At 71.5% G+C, this 25,359-nt stretch carries 20 protein-coding genes and 1 riboswitch; of the genes, 14 read left to right on the plus strand and 6 right to left on the minus strand.

Going from position 1 to position 25,359, the window contains the following annotated elements; translation table 11 throughout:
- The first annotated feature begins 45 nt into the window (after positions 1 to 45).
- On the plus strand, positions 46 to 1,743 hold the full coding sequence (locus AB0903_RS02920) for an NAD(P)/FAD-dependent oxidoreductase (RefSeq protein WP_366698287.1): 1,698 nt from the start codon (positions 46 to 48) through the stop codon (positions 1,741 to 1,743).
- An 11-nt stretch (positions 1,744 to 1,754) separates the two neighbouring features.
- Here AB0903_RS02920 and AB0903_RS02925 read toward each other — a convergent pair whose 3' ends face one another.
- The 3 genes from AB0903_RS02925 to AB0903_RS02935 form a co-directional block, all read right to left on the minus strand.
- Entirely contained in the window at positions 1,755 to 2,459 is a 705-nt protein-coding gene (locus AB0903_RS02925) for a DUF5995 family protein (protein WP_366698289.1), read from the minus strand.
- 82 nt (positions 2,460 to 2,541) lie between these two features.
- Positions 2,542 to 3,984 carry a solute carrier family 23 protein gene (locus AB0903_RS02930; protein ID WP_366698291.1) on the minus strand — a complete coding sequence of 481 codons (1,443 nt, stop codon included), beginning with the start codon at positions 3,982 to 3,984 and terminating at the stop codon, positions 2,542 to 2,544.
- Between the two features lie 237 nt (positions 3,985 to 4,221).
- Entirely contained in the window at positions 4,222 to 5,436 is a 1,215-nt protein-coding gene (locus AB0903_RS02935; protein WP_366698424.1) for an MFS transporter, read from the minus strand.
- Positions 5,437 to 5,533: 97 nt separating this feature from the next.
- On the opposite strand from AB0903_RS02935, the gene AB0903_RS02940 reads away from it, so the two are divergent.
- Both AB0903_RS02940 and AB0903_RS02945 read left to right on the plus strand, forming a co-directional pair.
- Entirely contained in the window at positions 5,534 to 6,688 is a 1,155-nt protein-coding gene (locus AB0903_RS02940) for an ROK family transcriptional regulator (protein ID WP_366698293.1), read from the plus strand.
- A 286-nt stretch (positions 6,689 to 6,974) separates the two neighbouring features.
- Positions 6,975 to 9,104 (plus strand): SpoIIE family protein phosphatase, encoded by a 2,130-nt coding sequence (locus AB0903_RS02945; RefSeq protein WP_366698295.1) that lies wholly within the window; start codon positions 6,975 to 6,977, stop codon positions 9,102 to 9,104.
- A gap of 88 nt (positions 9,105 to 9,192) precedes the next feature.
- Here the strand turns inward: AB0903_RS02945 and AB0903_RS02950 are convergent, their stop codons facing one another.
- Positions 9,193 to 11,529 carry a chitinase C-terminal domain-containing protein gene (locus AB0903_RS02950; RefSeq protein ID WP_366698297.1) on the minus strand — a complete coding sequence of 779 codons (2,337 nt, stop codon included), beginning with the start codon at positions 11,527 to 11,529 and terminating at the stop codon, positions 9,193 to 9,195.
- Positions 11,530 to 11,825: 296 nt separating this feature from the next.
- A riboswitch (FMN riboswitch) is annotated at positions 11,826 to 11,956 on the plus strand.
- A 154-nt stretch (positions 11,957 to 12,110) separates the two neighbouring features.
- Here AB0903_RS02950 and ribD point away from each other — a divergent pair.
- The 8 genes from ribD (at position 12,111) to AB0903_RS02990 (ending at position 18,242) form a co-directional block, all read left to right on the plus strand.
- The gene (gene ribD, locus AB0903_RS02955) at positions 12,111 to 13,286 is read left to right on the plus strand and encodes a bifunctional diaminohydroxyphosphoribosylaminopyrimidine deaminase/5-amino-6-(5-phosphoribosylamino)uracil reductase RibD (RefSeq protein ID WP_366698299.1); all 1,176 of its coding nucleotides are present in this window, start codon (positions 12,111 to 12,113) and stop codon (positions 13,284 to 13,286) included.
- A 1-nt stretch (position 13,287) separates the two neighbouring features.
- Positions 13,288 to 13,896: a riboflavin synthase gene (locus AB0903_RS02960; RefSeq protein WP_366698301.1), complete on the plus strand. Its 609-nt coding sequence runs from the start codon at positions 13,288 to 13,290 to the stop codon at positions 13,894 to 13,896.
- Between the two features lie 5 nt (positions 13,897 to 13,901).
- A complete protein-coding gene (locus tag AB0903_RS02965; protein WP_366698426.1) occupies positions 13,902 to 14,546 on the plus strand; it encodes a nicotinamide mononucleotide transporter family protein in 645 nt (214 codons plus the stop codon).
- Positions 14,543 to 15,829, plus strand: a complete 1,287-nt coding sequence (locus AB0903_RS02970; protein ID WP_366698303.1) for a bifunctional 3,4-dihydroxy-2-butanone-4-phosphate synthase/GTP cyclohydrolase II — start codon at positions 14,543 to 14,545, stop codon at positions 15,827 to 15,829. The genes AB0903_RS02965 and AB0903_RS02970 overlap by 4 nt, the downstream gene beginning before the upstream one ends.
- A gap of 194 nt (positions 15,830 to 16,023) precedes the next feature.
- Positions 16,024 to 16,509, plus strand: coding sequence for a 6,7-dimethyl-8-ribityllumazine synthase (ribH, locus tag AB0903_RS02975; protein WP_366698305.1), 486 nt, complete (start codon positions 16,024 to 16,026; stop codon positions 16,507 to 16,509).
- Positions 16,510 to 16,542: 33 nt separating this feature from the next.
- On the plus strand, positions 16,543 to 16,815 hold the full coding sequence (locus AB0903_RS02980) for a phosphoribosyl-ATP diphosphatase (RefSeq protein ID WP_264242247.1): 273 nt from the start codon (positions 16,543 to 16,545) through the stop codon (positions 16,813 to 16,815).
- Between the two features lie 70 nt (positions 16,816 to 16,885).
- The gene (gene hisG / locus AB0903_RS02985; RefSeq protein ID WP_366698307.1) at positions 16,886 to 17,734 is read left to right on the plus strand and encodes an ATP phosphoribosyltransferase; all 849 of its coding nucleotides are present in this window, start codon (positions 16,886 to 16,888) and stop codon (positions 17,732 to 17,734) included.
- Between the two features lie 19 nt (positions 17,735 to 17,753).
- Positions 17,754 to 18,242 carry a PH domain-containing protein gene (locus AB0903_RS02990; protein ID WP_366698309.1) on the plus strand — a complete coding sequence of 163 codons (489 nt, stop codon included), beginning with the start codon at positions 17,754 to 17,756 and terminating at the stop codon, positions 18,240 to 18,242.
- Positions 18,243 to 18,554: 312 nt separating this feature from the next.
- On the opposite strand, the gene AB0903_RS02995 is transcribed toward AB0903_RS02990, so the two are convergent.
- Both AB0903_RS02995 and AB0903_RS03000 read right to left on the minus strand, forming a co-directional pair.
- The gene (locus AB0903_RS02995) at positions 18,555 to 20,450 is read right to left on the minus strand and encodes an AAA family ATPase (RefSeq protein WP_366698311.1); all 1,896 of its coding nucleotides are present in this window, start codon (positions 20,448 to 20,450) and stop codon (positions 18,555 to 18,557) included.
- A 396-nt stretch (positions 20,451 to 20,846) separates the two neighbouring features.
- Complete coding sequence (locus AB0903_RS03000; protein ID WP_366698313.1) at positions 20,847 to 21,479, minus strand: hypothetical protein; 633 nt, start codon at positions 21,477 to 21,479, stop codon at positions 20,847 to 20,849.
- Positions 21,480 to 21,654: 175 nt separating this feature from the next.
- Here AB0903_RS03000 and AB0903_RS03005 point away from each other — a divergent pair, with 175 nt between their 5' ends.
- The 3 genes from AB0903_RS03005 (at position 21,655) to AB0903_RS03015 (ending at position 24,704) form a co-directional block, all read left to right on the plus strand.
- The gene (locus AB0903_RS03005) at positions 21,655 to 23,037 is read left to right on the plus strand and encodes a peptidase C39 family protein (RefSeq protein ID WP_366698315.1); all 1,383 of its coding nucleotides are present in this window, start codon (positions 21,655 to 21,657) and stop codon (positions 23,035 to 23,037) included.
- A gap of 116 nt (positions 23,038 to 23,153) precedes the next feature.
- Positions 23,154 to 23,297, plus strand: a complete 144-nt coding sequence (locus AB0903_RS03010) for an SCO1431 family membrane protein (protein WP_366698317.1) — start codon at positions 23,154 to 23,156, stop codon at positions 23,295 to 23,297.
- A 234-nt stretch (positions 23,298 to 23,531) separates the two neighbouring features.
- Positions 23,532 to 24,704: an acyl-CoA dehydrogenase family protein gene (locus AB0903_RS03015; RefSeq protein WP_366698319.1), complete on the plus strand. Its 1,173-nt coding sequence runs from the start codon at positions 23,532 to 23,534 to the stop codon at positions 24,702 to 24,704.
- The last annotated feature ends 655 nt before the right edge of the window (positions 24,705 to 25,359 follow it).

Genomic DNA, 25,359 nt, shown 5'->3' on the forward strand with positions numbered 1-25,359 from the left:
CCTCACCCCCTGCTTCATCGAGTTCGTGCAAGGAGTCCGTACCCCATGACGTCCACGGTGCCCACCACCGCCGTCCAGCACAGCGACACGCAGCCGCCGATCACCATGTTCGGTCCGGATTTTCCGTACGCCTACGACGATTTCCTGGCCCACCCCGCGGGTCTGGGCCAGATACCGGCCACCGAGCACGGCGCCGAGGTCGCCGTCATCGGCGGCGGCCTCTCCGGCATCGTCGCCGCGTACGAACTGATGAAGATGGGCCTGAAGCCCTTCGTCTACGAGGCCGACCGGATCGGCGGCCGACTGCGTACCGTCGGCTTCGAGGGCACCGGCACCGGCGGGCTGACCGCCGAGATGGGCGCGATGCGCTTCCCGCCCTCCTCCACGGCGCTCCAGCACTACATCGACCTGGTGGGCCTGACCACCGCGCCGTTCCCCAACCCGCTCGCCCCCGCCACGCCGTCGACCGTCGTCGACCTCAAGGGCGAGTCGCACTACGCGAAGACCATCGACGACCTGCCGCAGGTCTACCGCGACGTCATGAACGCGTGGAACGCCTGCCTGGAGGAAGGCGCCGACTTCTCCGACATGAACCAGGCCATGCGGGAGCGCGACGTCCCGCGTATCCGCGAGATCTGGGCCAGGCTCGTCGAGAAGCTGGACAACCAGACCTTCTACGGCTTCCTCTGCGACTCCGAGGCGTTCAAGTCCTTCCGGCACCGGGAGATCTTCGGCCAGGTCGGTTTCGGCACCGGTGGCTGGGACACCGACTTCCCCAACTCCATCCTGGAGATCCTGCGGGTCGTCTACTCCGAGGCCGACGACCACCACCGCGGCATCGTCGAGGGCAGCCAGCAGCTGCCGCTGCGCCTCTGGGAGCGCGAGCCCCAGAAGCTCGTCCACTGGCCCCTCGGCACCTCACTGTCGTCGCTGCACGAGGGCACGCCCCGCCCCGCCGTGACCCGGCTGAACCGTACGGCGGGCAACCGGATCACCGTGACGGACGCGTCGGGCGACATCCGTACCTACCGGGCGGCGATCTTCACAGCCCAGTCGTGGCTGCTGCTCTCGAAGATCGCCTGTGACGACGAGCTGTTCCCCATCGACCACTGGACGGCGATGGAGCGCACCCACTACATGGAGTCGTCCAAGCTGTTCGTGCCGGTGGACCGGCCGTTCTGGCTCGACAAGGACGAGATCACCGGGCGCGACACCATGTCGATGACCCTGACCGACCGGATGACCCGCGGCACCTACCTGCTGGACAACGGACCGGACGAGCCGGCCGTCATCTGCCTCTCGTACACGTGGTGCGACGACAGTCTGAAGTGGCTGCCGCTGTCCGCGAACGAGCGGATGGAGGTCATGCTCAAGTCGCTCGGCGAGATCTACCCGAACGTCGACATCCGCAGCCACGTCATCGGCAACCCGGTGACGGTGTCATGGGAGAACGAGCCCTACTTCATGGGCGCGTTCAAGGCCAACCTGCCCGGCCACTACCGCTACCAGCGCCGGCTGTTCACCCACTTCATGCAGGACCGGCTGCCCGAGGACAAGCGCGGCATCTTCCTCGCCGGCGACGACATCTCGTGGACGGCGGGCTGGGCGGAGGGCGCCGTGCAGACCGCGCTCAACGCCGTGTGGGGCGTGATGGCCCACTTCGGCGGTACGACCGACCCGGCGAACCCGGGCCCGGGCGACCTGTACGACGAGATCGCGCCGGTGGAACTGCCGGAGGACTGAGGGCCTGCCCCTCAGCGCCAGGGCGTCAGCAGGCAGCGCCCGACCAGGCCGACACCGGCGTCCAGCCGCTCGGTGAACTCCTCGGCCAGGTCGGGCAGGTCCCTCAGCCCCCACAGCAGCCGCGCCGCCGACCAGGCGCTGTCGCGGGCCCGTTCGAGACTCCAGGCGCCGACCAGGTGGGTCAGCGGATCGGCGATCTGGAGCAGGTCGGGGCCGGGCATCACGTCCTCGCGGATGTGCTCCTCCAACTGCACGAGGATGTCGCCGACACGGTCGAACCCGCTTTCCAGGCCGGCCGGTTCACGGCCGAGCACACGGCAGGTGTCCACGACCGCGAGGGCCAGGTCGTGCCCGATATGGGCGTTGATCCCGGCGAGCGCGAACTGCAGCGGCCGTACGCCGGGATGGCGGCGGTACTGGAACAGCGGCCGCCAGCAGGCGGGCGGCCGCCCGCCCGCCGCCGCGGTGTCCACGGCCGCCAGATAGCGGCGGGCGAAGACCACGGCCAGTGTGTCGGCGGCGGTCCGGTCGGTGAAGTGCCCGCCCTCGGCATGCCGGGCGAACTCCTCGGTGACCGTGAGGTAGACCCGGTTGAACACCGCGAGCCCGTCCGTCGGGGGCAGTGCTGAACGCAGTGAGCGCATCCGCTCCACCACGGACCCGACCGGGGAAGGACCGTGGGCCGCCCGCACCGCGAACTGTTCCGTCTGCGCCATGGGGGAAGGGTGCCAGCCCCGGGCCCGTTCGCGTGGAGACGGGCCCGGGGCTTCCCCGGAAAGAGGGACGTTTTTGCAGCGGCTACCGGCCGGACCCCCGGCTGTCGGCCCCGGCCCGGCCGCTTTCCTGCACGCCGCCCGACCCGGCGCCGTAGGAGGAGGTCCCGGCGTCCAGCAGGGGCTCCTCCTCCTGCATCCGCTCCTTCATGTGCGCGGGAGCGAAGGCGCGCAGCACGTGGTAGCCGGTGATGACGACCAGGGTGCCGAGCGCGATACCGCCGAGCTCGAAGTTGTCGGTGACCTTCAGGCTGACGCCGCCCACGCCGATGATGATGCCCGCGGCGGCCGGCACCAGGTTCAGCGGATTGCGCAGATCCACCTTGGCGTTGATCCAGATCTGCGCGCCGAGCAGCCCGATCATGCCGTAGAGGATGACGGTGATGCCGCCGAGCACACCGCCGGGGATGGCGGCGACGACCGCCCCGAACTTGGGGCACAGACCGAACAGCAGGGCGAAGCCGGCCGCCGCCCAGTAGGCGGCCGTGGAGTAGACACGGGTGGCGGCCATGACGCCGATGTTCTCGGAGTACGTGGTGTTCGGGGGTCCGCCGACGGCGGTGGAGAGCATGGAGGCGGCGCCGTCGGCGGCGATCGCGGTGCCCAGCTCGTCGTCGAGCGGGTCGCCGGTCATCTCGCCGACCGCCTTGACGTGCCCGGCGTTCTCCGCGATGAGCGCGATGACCACGGGCAGGGCGACCAGGATCGCCGACCACTCGAAGCTCGGTGCGTGGAACGACGGCAGGCCGATCCAGTCGGCCCGGCCGACACCGGACAGGTCCAGCCGCCAGTGGTCCACGGCCTCCGCACCGCCCAGGGGGGAGTGGATCTTCCCGAAGACCCGGTCCAGTGCCCAGGAGAGGACGTAGCCGAAGATCAGCCCGAGGAAGATCGCGACACGGGAGAAGAAGCCGCGCAGGCAGACCACCGCGAGTCCGGTGAAGAGCATGACCAGCAGGGCGGTCCACTGGTCCTGCGGCCAGTACGTCGAGGCGGTCACCGGCGCCAGGTTGAAGCCGATCAGCATGACGACGGCGCCGGTGACGATCGGCGGCATCGTGGCGTGGATGACCCGCGCGCCGAAGCGCCGTACGGCCAGGCCGGCGAGGAAGAGCGCGGCGCCGACGACCAGTACCGCGCCGGTCACGGTGGCACTGTCGCCGCCGGTGGCCCGGATGGTGGCGGCCACTCCGACGAACGAGAGCGAGCAGCCGAGATAGCTGGGCACCTTGCCGCGGGTGGCGAGCAGAAAGATCACGGTCGCGACGCCGGACATCATGATCGCGAGGTTCGGGTCGAGCCCCATCAGCACCGGAGCGACGAAACTCGCTCCGAACATCGCGACCACGTGCTGAGCACCGAGGCCCGCGGTACGGGGCCAGGACAGCCGCTCGTCGGGGCGCACGACGGCACCGGGAGCGGGGGTCCGCCCGTCGCCGTGCAGAGTCCAGCGCACGCCGAGGTTCACGGGCCGCTCCGTTTCGTCCAGTCGTCAACGATCGGCGTCAATGGTAGTGGTCCCGGCACGCTGCTCCCTGCCCCCTCGGATCCTTCTGGGAGTGATCAAGGGCTGATGGAAGGGTTGCGCCGCACGTGCGGTTTCCGGTTTCCGCTCGCGTACCGCGCCGTGACGTGCGCGGGGGTGCCGGGTCCTCGTCGGGTCGGACCCGGGCATGCTGCGGGCCCGCTTCCTGGGGCGGGTGGTTCAGAGCCGAGGGTCGTGCACCGCCGGTGCGGACTTGTCGGCCTTCACGGTCTGCCGCCCGGCCGAGCGCAGCACACCGGCGCCCAGCACCAGGCCCACGGCGAGCAGCGTCACCAGGCCGAACGACACCATCAGGCTCGTCGCGTCGGCGACCGCGCCGATCGCCGACGGGGCGATCAGGCCGGAGGTGTAGGTGATCGTGGCGACACCGGCGATCGCCTGGCTCGGGTTCGGCCCGCTCCGCCCGGCCGCCGCGAAGGCCAGCGGCACGACCACGGCGACACCGAGGCCGATGAGCGCGAAGCCGGACATGGCGAGTGCCGGATGCGGGGCCAGCACCACCAGCAGCCCGCCGATCGTTGCCAGCACTCCGCCGGTCCGCACCGTCCGCACCGGCCCGAAGCGGTCCACGATCCGGTCGCCGGCGAACCGCGCCACGGCCATCGTCAGTGCGAATGCCGTGGTGGACGCGGCCGCGAGGCCCGGCGAGGTGTCCAGGACGTCACGGAGGTAGACCGCCGACCAGTCCAGGCTCGCCCCCTCCGCGAAAACCGCGCAGAAGCCGACCGCGCCGATGGCCAGTGCCGACTTCGGAGGCAGCGCGAACCGCGGCGGCGGCTCCTCCCCGGCGGAGACGCGCACGTTCAGCACGCCCTGGCAGGCGATCAGGCCGAGGGCGGTCAGCGTCAGGGCCGCCAGTGTGTGGTGCAGCCGGGCGTCGCTGCCCAGGTGGGCGGCGACGGTGCCGCCCGCCGAGCCGATGAGTGCGCCCGCGCTCCACATGCCGTGCAGCCCGGACATGATGGACCGGTCGAGGCGGTTCTCGATCTCCACGCCCAGCGCGTTCATCGCCACGTCGGACATGCCCGCAGTCGCCCCGAAGACGAAGAGCGCCCCGCACAGGGTGAGCAGGTCGGGTGCGAACGCCGGCAGGGTCAGGCTCAGGGTCCACAGTGCGAGCAGACCGCGCAGCGCCGTGCGGGCGCCGAAGCGGTGGCTGACGGCTCCGGCCAGCGGCATCGCCACGGAAGCGCCGAGCGCCGGGAAGGCGAGGGCGAGGCCGAGCTGGCCGGCGCTCGCTCCGGCGTGGTCCTGGATCCACGGAATGCGGGTCGCGAAGCTGCCGGTCACCGCTCCGTGCACACAGAAGACGGCGGCCACGGCGAAGCGCGCGCGCCTCACCTGCCGGAAACCCACCGTCGATTCGCCGGACATGCGGACCATGCGGACACCCCTCCCCGAGAACGTGAGAGGTAAACTATCAGGAAACCTGCCTGATAGTTGAGCGCTTTTCGTCTGGGAGGATTCCGGCATGCCCGCATCCCCGAGTACTGCCCGGACCATCAACGACCGGCTCGCCCTGGAATTCCTCCAGCAAAAGGGCCCGTTGACGGCAGGCCAGCTGAAGACCATGACCGGCCTCTCCCGGCCCAGCGTCGCCGACCTGGTGGAGCGCCTGCAGGAGTCCGGGCTCATCCAAGTGGTCGGCGAGGCGGGCGCCGACCGCAGAGGTCCGAACGCCCGGCTGTACGGGATCGTCGCCGACCGCGCACATCTCGCGGCGCTCGACGTGCGCACCGACAGCGTGTCCGTGGCCGTCGCGGACCTGCTCGGCACGCGCCTCGCCGAGGCGTCCCTGCCGATCGGCGACGCCGACGAGTCCGGCCCGGCCGTGGAGCGCGCAGCCGCCCTTGTGGAGCGCACGGCCAGGGGCGCGGGGGCCGCCACCCTGCACAGCGTCTGCGTCGGCGCGCCCGGTCTCATCGACCCGTCCACCGGCGAACTCCGCGACACCACCGGCCTTCCGGCCTGGCACCGCATGCTCGTGGCCGCCCTCCAGGAGCGGCTGCCCGCCCGGGTGATCGTCGAGAACGAGACCAACCTCGCGGCCGTCGCCGAACAGCGCCTCGGCGCCGCGCGCGACCGTGACTCCTTCGCCTTCCTCTGGCTGGGCCACGGAGTCGGCGCCGGCATCTTCCTGGACGGCCGGCTGCGCAGGGGGGTGTCCGGCGGTGCGGGCGAGATCGGCTTCCTCCCGGTACCGGGAACCGCGGGCATCCCCTCGGCCGTCGACTGCGCGGGCGGCTTCCACTCGCTGGCCGGGGCGGCGGCCATCCGCGAACTCGCACAGCGGTACGGTCTCGCCGGCGCGGTTGCGGCGGACACCGTACGGACAGCCGTCGCCGAGGACCGCCACGACTTCCTCGACGCCCTCGCCGACCGCCTGGCCCTCGGCGCCGCCGCGGTCGCCGCGGTTCTGGACCCCGGCTGCGTCGTTCTCGGTGGCGAGACCGGACACGCGGGCGGCGAACCGCTGGCAGCACGCGTCGAGGCGAAGGTCGCCCGCCTCTCACCGCTGCGGACGCAGGTGCGTGCGGGCACCCTCGGAGGCACCGCGGTCCTGAGCGGCGCCCTGCTGACGGCGGGGGAGTCGGCGCGGGGGGAGCTGTTCGCGGGAGGGGCGTGAAGGTGTGGCGCCGGGCCGTCCGTACTCGGATTCTCGCCCTCGGCGGCCCTACGGGGCGCGCGGGCGGTGGGACGGACACGCGCGCGGCTCCACGGGAGAGCACGTGGGCGGCCAGTCGCCGGCGTCGCGCGCCGAGGGCGAGCCGCCGGGGGCCGTCCGTGCTCGGGCACGTGCCGCCGCGTGGGCGTAACGTCCCTCTATGGGGGGTTCGGGTCGTGCGGGTGGATCGCGTCGCCCGCCCGTCGCCCGGACGGCGTTCGTGGACCTCTGGCGTCGGAGGTGTCCTGTGACCAGGCCGGGTGGGCCAGCGACCGACGCGGACGCCCTGGGTGCCGCGCTGGTGGATACGGTACGCCGGACCGGCGCGGGGGTCGGCGCGCTGTTCCTCCTCACGCCGGACGAACGGATCCTGTGCCTGGACGTGATGTGCGGTGTGCCGTCCGGATTCGCCGATCCGTGGAGCAGGGTCCCGGTCACCGCGCCGGCCCCGGTGGCCGACGCGGTCACCCGGGAGCGGCTGGTCTGGGTGGGCAGCCACGAGGAGCTGGCCCGTTCCTATCCGCGGAGCGCCGTGGCGCTGCCCTTCCCGCTCGCGCTCGCCGCCGCCCCCGTCACGGGGATTCGGCGCTGGGGGTCGCTGCTGCTGATGTGGCCGTCCGGCCATGCGGACCGGATGACCCGGCGCGAGCAGGGGCATGTCGCCACGAGCTGCCGTCGCCTTGCCCGGCTGCTGGACGAGGCGGCCGAGTCCGGTCACCCGTACACCTGCGGGGACCGCCCGCGCGTGCTGCCGGTCGAGGCCGGACACCGGGCGACGCAGCCGCCGCTGGCCGCGGCCGACTTCGCGGAGCGCCTGCCCGGCGGTTCCTGCGCGCTCGACCTGGAGGGACGCTTCTCCTTCATCACGTCCGGAGGCGCCGAGCTGCTGGGCCGCAGCGTGGAGCAGCTGCTGGGCACGCGGCCGTGGCAGTCCTTGCCCTGGCTGGACGATCCCGTGTACGAGGACCGCTACCGCGCGGCCGTGCTCAGCCGCCGGCCCGTGTCCTTCACAGGCTGCCGGCCCCCGGACGGATGGCTGGACTTTCATCTCTACCCGGACGCGAGCGGCATGAGCGTCCGTATCGTGCCCACCGGGGCCACGCCGACCGACGCGCCGGCGCCGCCCGCGCCCAGGGCCGCGTCGGCCCCGACCCGGCCGGGGCACCTCTACCAGCTGCTGCATCTCGCCGCCGCGCTGACCGAGGTGGTCGGGGTGCAGGACGTCGTCGATCTGGTGGCCGACCAGGTCATGCCCGCCTTCGGTGCACAGGGTCTCGTCCTGTCCGCAGCCGAGGCCGGCCAGCTGAGGATCACGGGACACCGCGGATACCCCGCGGCGGTCATCGAGCGTCTCGACGGCCTGCCGCTCGAGACCGGGTTCACTCCGGCCGGGCAGGCCCTGGCCACCGGTATCCCTTCGTTCTTCGCCGATCCGAGCGAGATGGCCCGGATCTATCCCGAGGCTCCGAGAGTCAGCGGAAAGCAGGCATGGGCCTTCCTGCCGTTGATCGTCTCCGGCCGTCCCGTGGGCTGCTGCGTGCTGACCTACGAACGTCCCCATGCGTTCTCGGCGGAAGAACGCGCCGTCATGACCTCACTCGCGGGGCTCATCGCCCAGGCACTGGACCGCGCCCGCCTGTACGACACCAAGCATCAGCTCGCGCACGGACTGCAGCAGGCCCTGCTGCCGCACAGACTGCCCGACATCGACGGGCTGGACGTCGCGGCGCGCTATCTGCCCGCCACGCGCGGCATGGACATCGGAGGCGACTTCTACGACTTGATCCCGCTGGGCCGTACGGCGGCGGCGGCCGTCATCGGTGACGTACAGGGCCACAACGTGGCAGCCGCCGCCCTCATGGGGCAGATCCGTACCGCCGTCCATGCCCACGCGAGCCCGGGCGCGCGACCCGACGAGGTGCTGTTCAAGACCAACCAGCTCCTCATCGACCTCGATCCCGGCCTGTTCAGCAGCTGCCTCTACGCCAACATCGATCTCGAGCGCGGCCTCGTGTGTCTGGCCAACGCGGGCCACCCGCCACCGCTGTTGTGCCGTCCCGGCCGCCGTGCGCACCCGCTTGCGGTGCCGGCAGGTCCGCTGCTGGGCGTCGTTCCGGGCGCGACCTACCCCGTCACCGAGATTCCGCTCGTGCGGGGGATGACGCTCGTCCTCTACACCGACGGGCTCGTCGAGACGCCCGGCACCGACATCGAGGTGTCCATCGACCGTCTCGCGGACAGCCTCGCCCGGGCCGGGGGAGACGACCTCGACCGTGTCGTGGAGGCCCTCGTGAGGCAGGCCCCCGCCGGCCGGCAGCGCACCGACGACATCGCTCTTCTCGTCCTGCGGAGACCGGCCGGCCCGCAGAGGGAGTGAAGGCGGGCCGGTGCCGGAGCAACGGCCCGCCGGGGCCCGGCGGCGGCAAGGGCCGTCAACCGCCGCCGGGCTGTCACAGTGCGCGGTGTCAGCAGGGACCGAGGTCCTGCCAGACACCCCACTCACCGGTGGTACCGGGCTCCTCGCCCTTCGTCCACCACTTGGACTTCCACTGGTGCGACGCGTGGGACACGGTCGTCCCGCCGCCGTAGGCCGACGAAGCGTCCCAGGCGGATGCGGCGCAGTCGCCGGGCGACGGTGTGGGTGTCGGGGACGGGCCCGGGTCCGTGCCGCCGCCGGAGCCCGGCTCGACCAGGGTCGTGCCGCGCGCCAGGTCGCCCGCCAGCGCGTAGGTGGTGCCGCCGACGGTCACGGTCCAGTTGGAGGGTGTGGACACCGGCAGGTAGTAGTTGAACGACAGGTCCACGGTCGCGCCCGGAGCCAGTGACTGCCAGGCCGGGAGCTTCAGCGACACCCGGTGGAAGTCGCCCCGCAGACCGCCGATGTTGTCGCCGGTGTGGTCGCTCCTGACCACCGTGGTGCCGAAGCCCGACTGGTCCGAGGCGTTGGCCGGGGCCGCGGTCGCGTAGTCGAACTGGAACTCCGTGCCGCCCGGCAGCGTCGCGGAGGTGTTGTTGGTGATCTTCAGCTTGGGCGTGATCGGGTAGTTGGAGTCGCCCAGCTTGAAGTCGGTGAAGTCCACGGCGATGTCCACCGCCTCTGCGGGCAGCGCGGTGTTGCTCTTCTTCGCCCCGTACGGCGTCGCCGACTTGAACTTCTCGTACATCGACGTCGTCAGCGTGTCGCCGATCTCGTACTGGCCCTTCGTCGCGTTCCAGTCGTAGTCGCCCGCGAGCTCCCAGACCATCGTGCCGCCGATGCCGCGGTCGACCACGTAGTCCGCCTTGGCCGCCACCGACTCCTCGTCCTCGGTGGAGAGGAAGACCTTCTTCTCGGCGTTCCACAGCCACGGCGCCACCAGCGTGGAGTCGTACTTGCGCACATAGGTGCCGGTCAGCTCGGTGTCCGCGAGGAAGCCGTACCGCGTGACGTAGTCGCCGACGATCCCCTTCTCCAGGTTCTTGGCGTGCCACATCGGGTTGGAGCCCGCGGGGGACTCGTTGCCGTTGTCGTCCTTGTCGTGCCAGAGGTTGTCGATGCCTACGGCGCCGTCACCGCACTTGGTGAGGCCGGAGCCGGCCGGGCAGGAGGTCGCGGCGGCCCTGCCCCACAGGCCGTCCGTGCCGCCCTGCACGTTCTTGTGGCCGCGGGTGTAGTACGGCAGGCCGATGTTGATGCGGCCGGCCGGCATGGAGCCGCGGAAGTAGTGGTACGCCCAGTCGGCGTTGAGGTAGCCGATGCCGCCGTACTGCGCGCTGCCGTAGACGTTCGCCGCCGCCAGCTCGGCGTCCCTGCCGTCGTCGAAGAGGGAGGCGTTCGGGCCGACGTACTCGTTCCAGGCGCCGTGCAGGTCGTACGACATGATGTTGACGTAGTCCAGGTACTTCTGGACCTGGAAGGTCTCCATGCCGCGCAGCAGATAGCCGGAGGACGGTGCCGCGACGGTGAGCATGTAGTGCCTGCCGTCGGCCGCCCCGGCCCGGTCGAGCTTCTCGCGAAGGGTCTTCATCAGCGCCGCGTAGCCCTTGTTGAGGCCGGCCCGGCGGGCGTTGGAGACGGGGAAGTCGGCCGGGTGGCCGGCGTCCTTCATCGAGGTCGGGTACTCGTAGTCGATGTCGACGCCGTTGAAGCCGTACTTCTTGATGAAGGCGACGGCCGAGTCGGCGAACGTGTCGATGCCCGCCTGGTTGACCGAGCCGTCGGCGTTGGTGGCCATCGTGTAGAAGCCGCCGGAGTCCACCCGGTCGCCGTTGTCGTCGAAGTAGCCACCGGTCTCCGCCCAGCCGCCGACCGAGATCAGCGTCTTGACGTCCGGGTGCTGCTTCTTGAACTTGTTCAGCAGGTTGAAGTGGCCCTTGTACGGCAGCGCCGGGTCCATCTCGGCACCGGCGACACCCGGCCAGGTCATGCCGGTCGCGGCGTTCTCGGCGCTGTCGGTGCCGACCGAGAGCCTGTTGGCCGAGTCGATGTGTCCGAAGGCGTAGTTGATGTGGGTGACCTTGTCCCACGGGATGTCGGAGGCGAGGTAGGCGGGGGCACCGTCCTTGCCGGTGCGCCAGCCGGTGAAGTAGCCGATGACCCGGCGCTGGTGGTCCGCGCCCATCTTCTCGCGGCCCTCGGTGTCGTAGACCGAGCAGTACGGGACGTCGACGCCGGGGGTCGCGTAGAGCCCGTCGGGGCGGCAGCTCTCCTGCGACGCGGCGTGGGAGACGCCGGGGGACAGCATCCCGGCCAGCAGCGCGGCTGCGGCGGCGCCGGCGGCGAGCAGTGACGCCCCGGCTCTGGTACGGGTGGGGGACTGCACGATCAGTTCCTCCTGGTGGGGATCCCCTGTATCGCCCGCCGGGAGCACAGGGGGTTCGGGCCTCGTCAACTGGCACATCGGGAAAAGAGGTTGGCCCTGGTGTGCGCACACCGGCGGGCCTGGTCCGCGGAGGTGTCGCAGACATTAAGAGGACTAGACCAGGCGGTCAATAGGTCTGGACCAGGTGGAGGTGAATGTGACGCCGGGTGACGCGGTGTGCGCGAATGTGACGGAGTCCACAGAACTCACCCGCATGGCCGAGTGCCGCCCGTGGCACACTGTCCCTGTATCAGCAGCAGCGCACTCCGGGGTCGGTGCAATTCCGAACCGGCGGTTACAGTCCGCGACCCGTCCGCAGCCAGCGGCCGGTTGACCAGGTGAAATTCCTGGACCGACGGTTAAAGTCCGGATGGGAGGCAGTGCGCGGCGGGTGTCACCGTCAGGTGCGTCGGCCGTCTGCCGATCGCCGTTCATGATCCGGCGACCGGCGTTCCGGCGTCGGCGTTCCCCTGGATGTCGTTCCCGCTTTCTGTCGTACCGACAGGCCCCGGAGTCCGTGCCCGAAGAGGCAGGAGAACCCGGTGGCCACCGCAGCCGACACGGACGCCATGCGCCGAGCGATCACGCTCGCCGCCCGCGGACTCGGCTCCACCAGCCCCAACCCGGTCGTCGGGTGCGTCATCACGGACGCCTCGGGACATGTGGTCGGCGAGGGCTTCCACCAGCGCGCCGGCGGACCGCACGCCGAGATCCACGCCCTGCGCGCGGCCGGGGTCCTCGCCCGCGGCGGCACCGCGTACGTCACCCTCGAGCCCTGCAACCACACCGGCCGCACCGGCCCCTGCGCCCAGGCGCTGACCGAGGCCGGGATCGCCCGCGTCGTGTACGCGGTCGCCGACCCGAACCCGCAGGCCACCGGTGGCGCCGACACTCTGCGCGCCGCCGGTGTCGACGTCGAGCACGGCCTGCTGGAGGAGGAGGCGGAGGAGGGCAACACCGCCTGGCTCACCTCCGTACGCCTCGGCCGCCCGTACGTGACCTGGAAATACGCCGCCACTCTCGACGGCCGTACCGCCGCCGCCGACGGCACCAGCCGCTGGATCAGCTCGCCGGAGTCCCGCGCCGACGTCCACCGGCTGCGCGCCGAGTCCGACGCGGTCGTGGTCGGCTCCGGCACTCAGCGGGCCGACGATCCCCACCTGGCGGTACGGGGCATCGAGGGCGCCACCCAGCCGCTGCGGGTGGTGGTCGACACGAACGCCACCGCGTTGCGGGCCGGCGCCCGGGTGCTGGACGACGCGGCGCCGACGCTCGTCGCGATCGCGGAGGACGCGGGGCCGCCCCCCTTCGTCACGGCCGGGGACGCCGCACCGCCGCCGTTCGCCATGGCCGGTGCCACCGGGCACGACGACACCGCCGCGGCGGCCGAACCGGGCGGCCGCGGCTGCGTGGTCGTGCGGCTGCCGCGGGCGGAGCGCGGGCTGTCCGTGCCCGCGCTGCTCGCCGCGCTCCACGAGCGCGGTGTCCGCTCCGTACTCCTCGAAGGCGGCCCCGCCCTCGCCGGCTCCTTCGTGGCCGCAGGGGCCGTGGACCGCGTCATCGGCTATCTCGCCCCCGTGCTCCTCGGCGCCGGCCCCGCCGCCCTCGCCGACGCCGGAATCACCACCATCACCGAAGCGTTGCGGCTCCACGTCACCGGGGCCGAGCGCATCGGCACCGACCTGCGTGTCACCGCGACCGTCCCCAAGGGAGCCTGAAGTGTTCACCGGAATCGTCGAAGAACTGGGCGAGGTCACCGCCGTCGAGCACCTCGGCGACGCCTCCCGCTTCCGGTTGCGCGGCCCGATCGTCACCGAGGGCGCGAAGCACGGTGACTCCATCGCCGTGAACGGCGTCTGCCTGACCGTCGTCGAGACGGACGGCGACGAGTTCACCGCCGACGTGATGGCGGAGACACTGAAGCGCTCCGGCCTCGGCACGCTCGGGGCGGGCTCCCGCGTGAACCTGGAGCGGCCCACGGCGGTCGGAGCACGGCTCGGCGGCCACATCGTGCAGGGCCATGTCGACGGCACGGGCACGATCGTCGGGCGCACGCCCTCGGAGCACTGGGAGATCGTGAAGATCTCCCTGCCTTCCGAACTCGCCCGCTACGTCGTCCACAAGGGCTCGATCACCGTCGACGGGGTCAGCCTCACCGTGGTCGAGGCGGGCACCGACCACTTCACGATCAGCCTCATCCCCACCACCCTCGCCCTGACCACGCTCGGTCTCAAGCAGCCCGGCGACACGGTCAACCTCGAGGTGGACGTCATCGCCAAGTACGTCGAGCGGCTGCTCGGCGCGCAGGCGCGGGAGAGTGCCGAGTGAGCGCGCTGGACTGGCTGAACGGCGAGGCTTTCACCGCCTTCGGGCAGCACATCAAGTGGTCCGACATGATCGGCAACATCGTCGGTCTGCTCGCCCTCGCCCTCGGCTGGCGGCGCTCGATATGGACCTGGCCGGCCCAGTTCGTCTCCGGCGCCATCCTCTTCGCCGCCTTCGCCACGTCCCATCTGACCGGCAGCGCCGGCAAGCAGGTCGTGGTCATGGCCGTGGCGGTCTGGGGCTACCGGCAGTGGACCCGCGGCCGGCAGCAGGCCCAGGACGGCTCGATCGCGGTCAGGTTCGCCACCTGGCGCGAGCGCGGCTACCTGGCAGGCGGCGCCGTCGTCGGCACCCTCGCCGTCGGCGGGCTCTTCACCCTCTACCCGTCACTGTCCTGGGACCCGTGGCCCGACGCCTACATCTTCGTCGGCACCCTCGTCGCGATGGTCGCCCAGGCCCGCGGCATGGTCGAGTTCTGGTTCGCCTGGCTGCTCGTCGACCTCGTCGGCGTGCCGCTCAACTTCGCCAACGGCTTCGCCTTCTCCGGCTTCGTCTACGTCGTCTACGGCGCGCTCGTCCTGTGGGGCATGCGCGACTGGTGGCTGCGTTCCCGCCGGAGCGGCCGGCCCTCTCTGGAAGGAGCTACGGCATGACCGCGCAGCCCACCTGGTACCTGACCGACAGCGCAGACCTGGCGCTCGACCCCGTCGAGCAGGCCATCCGTGACATCGCGGCCGGCCGGCCCGTCGTGGTGGTCGACGACGAGGACCGAGAGAACGAGGGTGACCTCGTCATCGCCGCGGAGAAGGCCACCCCCGAGGTCGTCGCCTTCATGATGAGCGAGTGCCGCGGCCTGATCTGCGCCCCGATGGAGAGCGACGAGCTGGAGCGGCTCGAACTGCCCCAGATGGTGCAGCGCAACACCGAGTCGATGCAGACCGCCTTCACCGTCTCGGTCGACGCGGGCCCCGCCTACGGGGTCACCACCGGCATCTCCGCCTCCGACCGCGCCACCACCCTCCAGCTGCTGGCCGGCGGCATGGCCGGACCTGCCGACTTCGTGCGCCCCGGGCACATCTTCCCGCTGCGAGCCAAGTCGGGCGGAGTCCTCACCCGCCCCGGCCACACCGAGGCCGCCGTCGACCTCGCCCGCCTCGCGGGCCTGCGCCCCGCCGGCGCGATCGTCGAGATCGCCGGCGAGGACGGAGTGATGCTGCGGCTGCCCGAACTGGTGCCGTTCGCCCGCAAGCACGGCCTGACGATCATCTCCATCGAGGATCTGATCGCCTACCGCCGCAGCGCGGAACCGACCGTCAAGCGCGAGGCCGAAGTGCGGCTTCCCACCTCCGCCGGCGAGTTCACCGCCTACGGCTACCGCTCCACCGTCGACGGCGTCGAGCATGTCGCCCTCGTCCACGGCGAGATCGGCGACGGCGAGGACGTCCTGGTGCGTGTCCACTCCGAATGCCTCACCGGCGACATCTTCCACTCGCTCCGCTGCGACTGCGGCCCGCAGCTCCAGACCTCCATGGAACGCATCACGGAGGCCGGCCGGGGGGTCGTCGTCTATCTGCGCGGGCACGAGGGCCGCGGCATCGGACTGCTGTCCAAGCTGCGCGCCTACGAACTCCAGGAGCGCGGCAGGGACACCCTCGACGCCAACCTGGAACTCGGCCTGCCCGCCGACGCCCGCGACTACGCCGCCGGGGCGCAGATCCTCGCCGACCTCGGCGTGCGCAGCGTGCGCCTCATGACCAACAACCCGGACAAGTCCGCCGCGCTCGTCAGGCACGGCATCACCGTCCTCGGGCGCGAACCGATGCCGGTCCTGGCGGGCGAGCACAACCTCACGTATCTGCGCACCAAGCGCGACCGGATGGGCCACGACCTGCCCTGGCTCGACGCGGTCCCCGTGTCGACCTGCGGCAACCAGTAGTACGTACCGCGCGGCGAGCCTGCTCCACGGAGCCGGCGACAGCAGCGCAGCGAATCTGCGCAGCGACGCAGCCGACCTGCGCGACGAATCTGCGCAGCGACGCAACGAACCTGCGCGACGAATCTGCGCAACGACGCAACGAACCTGCGCGACGGACCTGCGCAGCGAACGAAGATGAACGGCTAGGGAGAAACATGAGCGGCAAGGGTGCGCCCGAACTGTCCGTCCGCAACTGCGGCGACCTCCGGGTGGCGGTGATCGCGGCCCAGTGGCACGAGAAGGTCATGGACGGCCTCGTCGACGGTGCCCTGCGCGCACTGCACGAGCTGGGCATCGACGAGCCCACGCTGCTGCGCGTCCCCGGCAGCTTCGAGCTGCCCGTCGTCGCCAAGGTGCTCGCCGGCCGGGGCTACGACGCGATCGTCGCCCTCGGCGTCGTCATCCGCGGCGGCACACCGCACTTCGAGTACGTGTGCCAGGGCGTCACCCAGGGGCTGACCCAGGTCTCCGTCGACACCGGCGTTCCCATCGGCTTCGGTGTGCTCACCTGCGACACCGAGGAGCAGGCACTCGACCGGGCGGGCCTCGAGGGCTCGAACGAGGACAAGGGCCACGAGGCGGTCACGGCGGCCGTCGCCACGGCGACCATCCTGCGTTCAGTATCCGAACCCTGGCGCTGAGCAGCGGGCGCCTCCGCGTAGTCTGGGACCACCATGCCGAATAAGACGTTCGAGGAGCTCTTCGCCGAGCTCCAGCAGAAGGCCGCCGAGGGCGACCCCGCCACTTCCCGCACCGCCGAGCTGGTGGGCAAGGGTGTCCATGCCATCGGCAAGAAGGTCGTCGAGGAGGCCGCCGAGGTGTGGATGGCCGCCGAGTACGAGGGCAAGGACGCCGCGGCGGAGGAGATCTCGCAGCTGCTGTACCACGTCCAGGTGATGATGGTCGCCCGCGGGATCTCCCTCGACGACGTCTACGCCCACCTCTGAGCCCGCCCCACGACGTCCGTACGCAATGACGTCACCCACCACCGCCACGCGAACGAAGGAAGCCCGCCTCATGTTGCGCATCGCCGTCCCCAACAAGGGTTCACTGTCCGGACCTGCGTCGGCGATGCTCCATGAGGCCGGCTACCAGCAGCGCAAGGAGTCCAAGGAACTCGTCCTCGTCGACCCCGAGAACGAGGTCGAGTTCTTCTACCTGCGCCCGCGTGACATCGCGATCTACGTCAGCTCCGGCAAGCTCGACATCGGCATCACCGGCCGCGACCTGCTGCTGGACTCCGGTGCGAACGCCGAGGAGATCCTTCAGCTCGGTTTCGCCCGCTCCACGTTCCGCTACGCCACCAAGCCCGGCATCGCGAACGGCGTGGCGGACTTCGGCGGCATGACGATCGCCACCTCCTACGAGGGCATCGTCGCCAAGCACCTCGCCGACAGCGGCGTCGACGCCTCCGTCGTCCACCTCGACGGCGCCGTCGAGACCGCGATCGAGCTGGGCGTCGCGCAGGTCATCGCCGACGTCGTCGAGACCGGCACCAGCCTGCGCAACGCGGGACTCGAGGTCATCGGCGAGCCGATCATGACGTCGGAGGCCGTCGTGATCCGGCGCACCGGCGCCGACCCGGCCCACGCCCAGGTGCAGCAGTTCCTGCGCCGCCTCCAGGGCGTCCTCGTCGCCCGCAGCTACGTGATGATGGACTACGACTGCCGGGTCGAGAACCTGGAGCAGGCCGTCGCGCTCACTCCCGGCCTCGAGTCACCCACCATCTCGCCCCTGCACCACGAGGGCTGGGTCGCCGTCCGCTCCATGGTCGCCGCCAAGGAGGCACAGCGGATCATGGACGACCTGTATGCCCTCGGGGCACGGGCCATCCTGACCACGGCCATCCACGCCTGCCGCCTCTGAGAGACGTACGACACCCACCATGTCCTCACCTGCTCCGGCGGCCCGGCCGCCCGCCCTCCCGGTCACGTTCCGGCCGACCCGCACCCGGATCGTCCTGCTGACCACGGGCGCGGTCATGTTCACCACCGTCACCGCGGTCACCCTGCTACTGGACCGGCTCAGCCCGCCCGAGAAGATCAGCTTCGTCTTCACGGCGCTGCTCTTTCTCGGCGTGCTGGCTCTGCTGAGCCGGCCCAAGGTCGTCGCCGACGACGACGGTGTCACCGTCGTCAACCTCACTCGGACGCGCCGCCTCGCGTGGGCGGAGATCCTCCGGGTGAATCTGCGGTCCGGCGACCCCTGGGTCTTCCTCGACCTCAGTGACGGCACCAGCCTGCCCGTCCTCGGTATCCAGCCCGGTATCGCCAGGGCCCGGGCTGTCGAGGACGCCCGCGCCCTGCGTGCCCTCGCCGAGACCCGCGGCACCCGCCCGGAGGAACACCCCGGCACCCGCCCGGACGAACACTGAGCGGCAGCGCCCCTGCCCCCGCCGGGCGGGGGCTCTCTCCATGCGCGGCGGCGCCGGGGGCGCCCCGCTCGCACGGCGCACCGGCCGGTTGGGGCGTCCCGCGACCCGAGGAGTGACGGCGTCCCGGCCCGCCGGGCGCGGGCCGCCCGGACGGTTCGCGGGGCCCTGCCTGCCGGTCTCCCCGGCGCCCGGGGGGAAGCGGCCGCGCGAATAATGGTGCGGGGGAGCTCGTGAGCGGCTGGACGGCTGCACCGCGCAGGAATATCGACGGCGTACGGACGAGCCGTTGTACGGTCCAGCCGTTGTACGGGATCAGCTCAGTGGAGGATCGTGCTGGCCCCGGCCGGACGGACCGCGGCCGGACAGGACCTCCCCGTACGCCTGCATCAGGTCCGGCAGGCGCAGCGTCGACAGATCCTCTCGGGTCGGCGGACTCGGACAGGCCGACAGCCGCAGATCGCGGTATGCGCAGCTCTTCTCGTACAGCGTGCGCAGGAAGCGTCCGTTGCCCAGCTCGTCGATCCAGCCCTGGTCGACGACATGACCGCTGATCGACCGCAGCTCGTCGAGCGCCTCCTCGTCCCACACGTCACCGTTGTCGGCGGCCAGTACCCCGCCGATCGCGGTCAGTTCCAACGGCCGGTAGGAGGGGAAGTCGACACGGGTGGTGAAACGGGACGACAGACCGGGGTTCGCCGCGAGCAGCCGGTCCATGCCCTCCGGATAGCCGGCCAGGATGACCACCAGGTGATCGCGGTTGTCCTCGGCCCGTTTGAGCAGCACCTGCAGGGCCTCGTCGCCGTACGCGTCGCCCTTGCCGTAGCCGGAGTTGGACAGGCTGTACGCCTCGTCCACGAAGAGCACGCCGCCGAGCGCCGAGTCGATCAGCTCATTGGCCTTCACCGCGGTCTGGCCCAGGAACTCGCCCACCAGGTCGGCGCGTTGGGCCTCCACCAGATGATCGCCGCCCAGCAGCCCCAGGGCGTAGAACACCCGCCCGAGGATGCGGGCGACCGTGGTCTTGCCCGTGCCGGACGGCCCGGAGAAGACGAAGTGGCGCTTCGGCGGCTGTACGGGCAGCCCCTGCCCGGCCCGCAGCCGGGCCATCTCCAGCTGTGCCGACAGCGCCTTCACCTGCCGTTTCACCGGTTCGAGCCCCACCATCCGCTCCAGCTCCGCCAGCGCCCGGGCGAGCAGCACCGGGTCGGTCGGCCCGGCGGGGAACCGCGGGGGAGCGGGCTGCGCCGGGACGGTCGCCCTGCGCTGCGGCATCTCGTCCGGCACCACGGGGACGGTTCCCGGCAGTGGCCCGCCGGCGTCGCCACCGAACCGCGGCTCCGGTCCCTGCGGCGTCTCGCCCTCCGCCTGGCCGTCGACCACGTCGCTGCCGTAGCCGGCGAGGGACACGGCGGCCAGGCCGGCCGAGTCGTCGTACGCGTCGATCCCGTCGTACTCCGCGATGGCCGCGAGGCGCGCGGAGGTGTCCATGAACGCCGGATCGATGCGGTGCACCGCGCGGTACAGAGGCAGCGCCGCCGCGCTGCGGCCGGTGCCCTCGTGCGCCCGGGCCAGCCAGTACCGCAGCTCCTTGCGCTGTGGCTGCTCGCTGCGGCAGCGCATCAGCGCGGCGGACAGCATCGGCTCGGCCTGCCCGTACATCTCCAGGCGCACCCGGGCCATGCCGCCGAAGAGCCCGGCCTCGATGCCCAGCAGCGGATCGTCGACCAACGACTCCGTGTGCCGTACGAGCTGCTCCCAGTCCTTGACGAGATAGGCCCGGCAGGCGTGCAGGAAGCGCACCTGGGGGTCGGTGTCGACCGGCGGCAGCGCGGCGAGTGCCCGGTCGAGCTCGGGCACATGACGGCCGTCGAGCCAGTGAGAGGCGTGCGCGAGCAGCAGGTCGCGGGGGCTTTCCAGCACCGGCTGCACCCACCAGCCCAGCCAGTACCAGGAGTTGAGCGTGCGGTGGTGCCGGGTGCGCTGCTCGCCGAAGCGGTCACGGCTGCGGTACATGTGCAGCAAGGCGGTCGAGGTGTCCACGCGCAGGGCGTGCAGGCCCAGCCAGGCGTCGGCCATGCCGGGATCGAGCCGGACGGCCGTACGGAACTCCTCCTCGGCCTGCGGGTACGCACCCATGGTGCAGGCGTCCACACCGCGTACCCAGGCGAGGTCCGCCGGCGCCCCTGCGCCCTGCGTGCCGATGTCCATAGGGTCCCCCCACTCCCCCCACAAACCGTGCGCCAGTGTTGTCGCGCCGGATGGACGCCGACGGGCCGCAGCCGGTGCGGCCCGGCCAGGAACGGCCCGGCCAGGAACGGGAATTGAGGCCCACAGGGTGCATCGTACCTGCGCGCGGGATGGTGAATAAGAGCGCCGTGGCTGCCTCACACGGGACCCGCGACGGTGACCCAGGGTGAGCACCGGTGCCTCGAAAGCGGGCGGCGGAAGCGGCAAGAAGGCAGAACGAAGCCCCCGATCACGGGGGAACAATCGGGGGCTTCGCGTCTGCGGCGGCTCCGAACGGCCGCACATTGAGAACGTAAGACCTGTACGGTCCGCTGGTCAAGCAGAGTTGAGCCACTCTTGGGCCCGAATTCCGACTGCTCAGTATGTCGTGGAAGAGTCGTCACGGTGTGTGACTCTTTGGTGCGGGCCCGCAGTCCCTGCAGGCAGCGGGAGCCACTTGTACCCCTCGGGGCACTCTTTTATCAGGGCATCGGCGAACGGCCGTGAGGGGTCGGCCAGGAAATGGCGTGTCTCCGCCGCCGTCCAGCCGTCCCAGAACCCCGAGAGGCCGGCGCCGTCCCGTGCCCGGCCGCGCGCCCACGACCCCTCGGCACCCAGGTCCATCCAGAGCAGCGCCGCGAGATGCGGCCGCAGCGCCCGCCGTCCCGCCCCGACGCCCTCGATCAGGACGACGGGAGCCGTGGGGAGCCTGCGCGGGGCGAGGAAACGCCGCAGATTCCAGTCGTACGGGTGATACGCCGCGTCCCGGCCGCGCGCCAGCGGCTCGATCACCTGGCTCAGCATCCGCCCGGTCCAGTCGAACAGCTCCGCATGGCTGGCCAGGTCGTCGAGGTGCAGTACGGGCGGGTCGCCGCCGAGTGCGCGCGCGAGCCGGCCGGCGAAGGTGCTCTTGCCCGAACCGGCGTGACCGTCCACGGCGACCAGGCGCACCGGTCCGCAGGAGGGTGGCAGCGCCCGCAGACGGGCCGCTTGCCGGTCGAGGTCGTCCATGGGGCCAGCCTAGGAGGCCGCCGGACGGCGTCGCGGTGAGCCCGGCGGGGCGCCGCAGGTCATGCCAGTGGCTCAGACCAATATCGGACGCTGCGGCGCGCTGCGCGTCTCTGGCAGAAGCGCGGCGGGACCGGCGATAGTGGCCGCACTGCCGCGCACCTGACTTGGGGGTTCCATGGCCGGACCGACTTCGCGCAGAAACGTCCTGGGCGCCGCGATCGCCGCCGCCGCCACCGCAACCGCGGGCGCGGTGTCCGCCTCCGCGGGACCGGCGGCCGCCGCCGGCGCCGAGGCGGCCTCACCACCGGCCCGGGGCCGTCGGCCGGGGACACTCGTGGACAACCGCTTCTGGTCCACCCATACGGACTGGCGGTGTGGCGACCGCGCCGGCACGCGGGCCGTCGCCGGCCGCCGCCCGGGTGTCGTGATCGCCGAACCCGTCGGCACCACCGAACACCCGGACCCGCACACCGGCACGACCGCGTACTGGGAGTACGCCACCTGGACGTCGCCGGTGCACCGCTCACGTGTGCCCGCCACCGAGGTCATCGCCTCATGGAACGCACACACCCCCGTCGGCACCTGGCTCCAGGTGGAGCTGAGCGGCCGGTACTCGGACGGCGTCGCGACCCCGTGGTTCGTGATGGGACGCTGGGCCGCCGGTGACACGGACATCCGCCGCACCTCGGTGGACGGCCAGGGCGACGGCAGGGCGAGCATCTGGACCGACACCTTCTCCGTGGACGATGCCGCGAGCGGGCTGCGCCTCGACACGTACCGGCTGCGGCTCACCCTCTACCGGCGACCGGGGAGCGGGCTCACCCCCACCGTGTGGCGGCTGGGGGCCATGGCCTCCGACATCCCGGACCGCTTCGGGGTGCCCGCCTCCGAGCCGGCCCTCGCCCGCGAACTGATCGTGCCGCGCTACTCCCAGAACACACACGTGGGCCGCTACCCCGAGTACGACAACGGCGGCGAGGCGTGGTGCAGCCCCACCTCGTCCCAGATGATCATCGAGTACTGGGGGCGCACGCCCACCGCCGCCGATCTGGCGTGGGTCAACCCGGAATTCGACGATCCGCAGGTCTGCCACGCCGCCCGTCACACGTACGACCACCAGTACCGGGGCTGCGGCAACTGGCCCTTCAACGCGGCCTACGCCGCCACCTACCCCGACATGAGCGCCGTCGTCACCCGGCTCTCCTCGCTGACCGACCTGGAGACGCTGATCGCCGCCGGCATCCCGGCCATCACGTCCCAGTCCTTCCTCGCGTCGGAGCTGACCGGAGCGGGCTACGGCACCACGGGCCACCTGATGACGGTGATCGGTTTCACCGCCGGGGGCGACGTGATCGCGAACGACCCGGCCTCCCCGAGCAACGAGGCCGTGCGCCGCGTCTACCGGCGCACGGAGTGGGAGAACATCTGGCTGCGCACCAAGCGCTACAACGCGAGCGGGAGAGTGGTCTCCGGCACGGGAGGCGTCTGCTACGTGTACTGGCCGGCCCACCCCACCGCCGCCCAGCGCACGGCACTCGGGGCCGTCGGCATCCACTGACGCACGCCGCCGCTCCCGGAGGCAGTGACCAATCTCTCTACCCCGGGGGCCGGTGCCGCTGGCAATGTGGTGGGGCAATGGGGGATCCACCTGCCCGACGACCGAACGAGACCACCATGACTTCGACCGCCGCCACCCACACCCTGCCGACGACCCGTACCGGCGGCCCGGACGACGAGGGCAACGTTCTCGAGCACATTCTCGGCTGGACACTCGTGGTCGTCCTCGCCATGCTCATCACCCAGGTCGGCCTGATCTAGAGCGGCTCGAGAACGACCGGACCGATCCGGCCGGGATCGTCGACCAGGCCCCCGACCTCCTCCTCACCCGTGACGGGCGGAGCCGAATCGGGCATACTCAACGCGCCACACGCCGCTGTCCAGCTGCTTTCGTGATCCGGAAGGGCACCATCGGCCTGGCAGCACAACCGGCGGCGCGCTCCACACCCATCGCGCGCGACCGCCGCAGCGCCCGACAGGGAGGAGAGCGCCGCAATGCCCGACCGCGCCCCGCAGCCGGTGGACCGTCAGCTGCCCACCGAGGAGGCCGGGGATCTGATCGCCCTGGTCCGCGACATCGTCCAGCGGGAGATCGCCCCCCGCGCGGCCGAGGAGGAGGACGCCGGGCACTTCCCGCGTGAGGTCTTCTCGCTCCTGTCCGAATCCGGACTGCTCGGTCTCCCCTTCGACTCCGAGTTCGGCGGCGGCGACCAGCCTTACGAGGTCTACCTCCAGGTCCTGGAGGAACTCGCGGCCGCCCGCCTCACCGTCGGTCTCGGCGTGAGCGTCCACTCGCTCGCCTGTCACGCGCTCGCCGGTTACGGCACCAGGGAACAGCAGGGCGAGCACCTGCCAGCGATGCTCGGCGGCGGCCTGCTCGGCGCCTACTGCCTGTCGGAGCCGTCCTCCGGATCCGACGCCGCCTCGCTGCGCACGAAGGCGGTCCGGGACGGCGACGACTGGGTGATCACCGGCACGAAGGCATGGATCACCCACGGCGGTGTCGCCGACTTCTACACGGTCCTCGCCCGCTCGGGCGTCGAGGGGCCGCGCGGCATCACCGCGTTCCTGGTGCCGGGCGACGCCCCCGGCCTGAACGCAGCCGTGCCGGAGAAGAAGATGGGCATGAAGGGCTCGCCCACCTCCCAGCTCCACTTCGACGGTGTCCGCGTGTCCGACTCACGGCGTCTCGGGGAGGAGGGCCAGGGCTTCGCCATCGCGCTCTCCGCGCTCGACTCCGGCCGTCTCGGCATCGCCGCGTGCGCCGTAGGCGTCGCGCAGGCCGCCCTCGACCAGGCGCTCGAATACGCCACCGGGCGCAAGCAGTTCGGCCGCCCCATCGCCGACTTCCAGGGCCTGCGCTTCATGCTCGCGGACATGGCCACCCGGATCGAGGCGGGACGGGCGCTGTACCTCTCCGCGGCCCGGCTGCGGGACGCGGGCCGGCAGTTCTCGCAGCAGGCCGCCATGGCCAAGCTGTTCTGCACCGACACGGCGATGAGCGTCACCACCGACGCGGTCCAGATCCTCGGCGGCTACGGCTACACGCAGGACTTCCCGGTCGAGCGCTTCATGCGCGAGGCGAAGGTGCTGCAGATCGTCGAAGGCACCAACCAGATCCAGCGGATGGTCATCGCCCGCCACCTGGCCGGGCCGGAGACGCGCTGACCCGCGCGCTCGGCACCAGGGGTGCCGCGAGTCTGATCCATTCGGGGTCGCGGCGCCCCGGCAGTGTCCGCCCCCGGCTGGCCCACAGCTGGACCAGCTCACCGTAGATGGGCGGATCGGTCGGGCGCAGAACCGATTCTTCGTATGCGGCACGGACGGGCACGACGAGACGCCGGCGTCTGTGTGCGGTCGGGGAGTGCGGGCTCATGTCCGGCCAACGCGCCACGCGCACAAGCGGTTACCGCCGAAACCATCCGAGCGCCAGTGCGAGAACTACCCGCTCCGTCGTCGCGGTCCCGTGGCGGTCGGCCGCCGCGGGCTGGGCGCCGCGGTTCGCGAAGGCCGTGCCGGGGCCCCGCACACACAGGTGAAGCCCACGCGGCGGGTCATCCGCCGTCCAGCGGACCTGACGCACGTACACGCGCGTGGAGTCCACGTCTGGCACCGCGCCGCCGCCGGGGCCGGTGGCCGCACGCACACGTGGAGTCCACTCAGACGGGCCGGGGGTGGTGAGACCCGCAGGCCCGGTGACAGTGACCCGTACGGGCCCCAAGCGCGATGCTCACGGCCCCGGCGTAACGCTCGCAGGTGCGTGCGTGCGTGCGTTCGTGCGTGCGTGCGGTGCGGTGCAGGACAGCGACGCTCGCAGGGGTGT

This window comes from Streptomyces sp. NPDC048389, from assembly GCF_040706335.1.
In the GTDB taxonomy this organism is placed as follows: domain Bacteria; phylum Actinomycetota; class Actinomycetes; order Streptomycetales; family Streptomycetaceae; genus Streptomyces.

What these genes read in the sequence shown, in the direction of transcription:
- hisG (WP_366698307.1), top strand. Translation starts at nt 16,886, where the DNA reads ATGTTGCGCATCGCCGTCCCCAACAAGGGTTCACTGTCCGGACCTGCG.
- AB0903_RS02940 (WP_366698293.1), top strand. Translation starts at nt 5,534, where the DNA reads ATGCCCGCATCCCCGAGTACTGCCCGGACCATCAACGACCGGCTCGCC.
- ribH (WP_366698305.1), top strand. Translation starts at nt 16,024, where the DNA reads ATGAGCGGCAAGGGTGCGCCCGAACTGTCCGTCCGCAACTGCGGCGAC.
- AB0903_RS03000 (WP_366698313.1), bottom strand. Translation starts at nt 21,479, where the DNA reads ATGGACGACCTCGACCGGCAAGCGGCCCGTCTGCGGGCGCTGCCACCC.
- AB0903_RS02920 (WP_366698287.1), top strand. Translation starts at nt 46, where the DNA reads ATGACGTCCACGGTGCCCACCACCGCCGTCCAGCACAGCGACACGCAG.
- AB0903_RS02990 (WP_366698309.1), top strand. Translation starts at nt 17,754, where the DNA reads ATGTCCTCACCTGCTCCGGCGGCCCGGCCGCCCGCCCTCCCGGTCACG.
- AB0903_RS03005 (WP_366698315.1), top strand. Translation starts at nt 21,655, where the DNA reads ATGGCCGGACCGACTTCGCGCAGAAACGTCCTGGGCGCCGCGATCGCC.
- AB0903_RS02925 (WP_366698289.1), bottom strand. Translation starts at nt 2,459, where the DNA reads ATGGCGCAGACGGAACAGTTCGCGGTGCGGGCGGCCCACGGTCCTTCC.
- AB0903_RS02970 (WP_366698303.1), top strand. Translation starts at nt 14,543, where the DNA reads ATGACCGCGCAGCCCACCTGGTACCTGACCGACAGCGCAGACCTGGCG.
- AB0903_RS02995 (WP_366698311.1), bottom strand. Translation starts at nt 20,450, where the DNA reads ATGGACATCGGCACGCAGGGCGCAGGGGCGCCGGCGGACCTCGCCTGG.
- AB0903_RS02980 (WP_264242247.1), top strand. Translation starts at nt 16,543, where the DNA reads ATGCCGAATAAGACGTTCGAGGAGCTCTTCGCCGAGCTCCAGCAGAAG.
- AB0903_RS03015 (WP_366698319.1), top strand. Translation starts at nt 23,532, where the DNA reads ATGCCCGACCGCGCCCCGCAGCCGGTGGACCGTCAGCTGCCCACCGAG.
- AB0903_RS03010 (WP_366698317.1), top strand. Translation starts at nt 23,154, where the DNA reads ATGACTTCGACCGCCGCCACCCACACCCTGCCGACGACCCGTACCGGC.
- AB0903_RS02935 (WP_366698424.1), bottom strand. Translation starts at nt 5,436, where the DNA reads ATGTCCGGCGAATCGACGGTGGGTTTCCGGCAGGTGAGGCGCGCGCGC.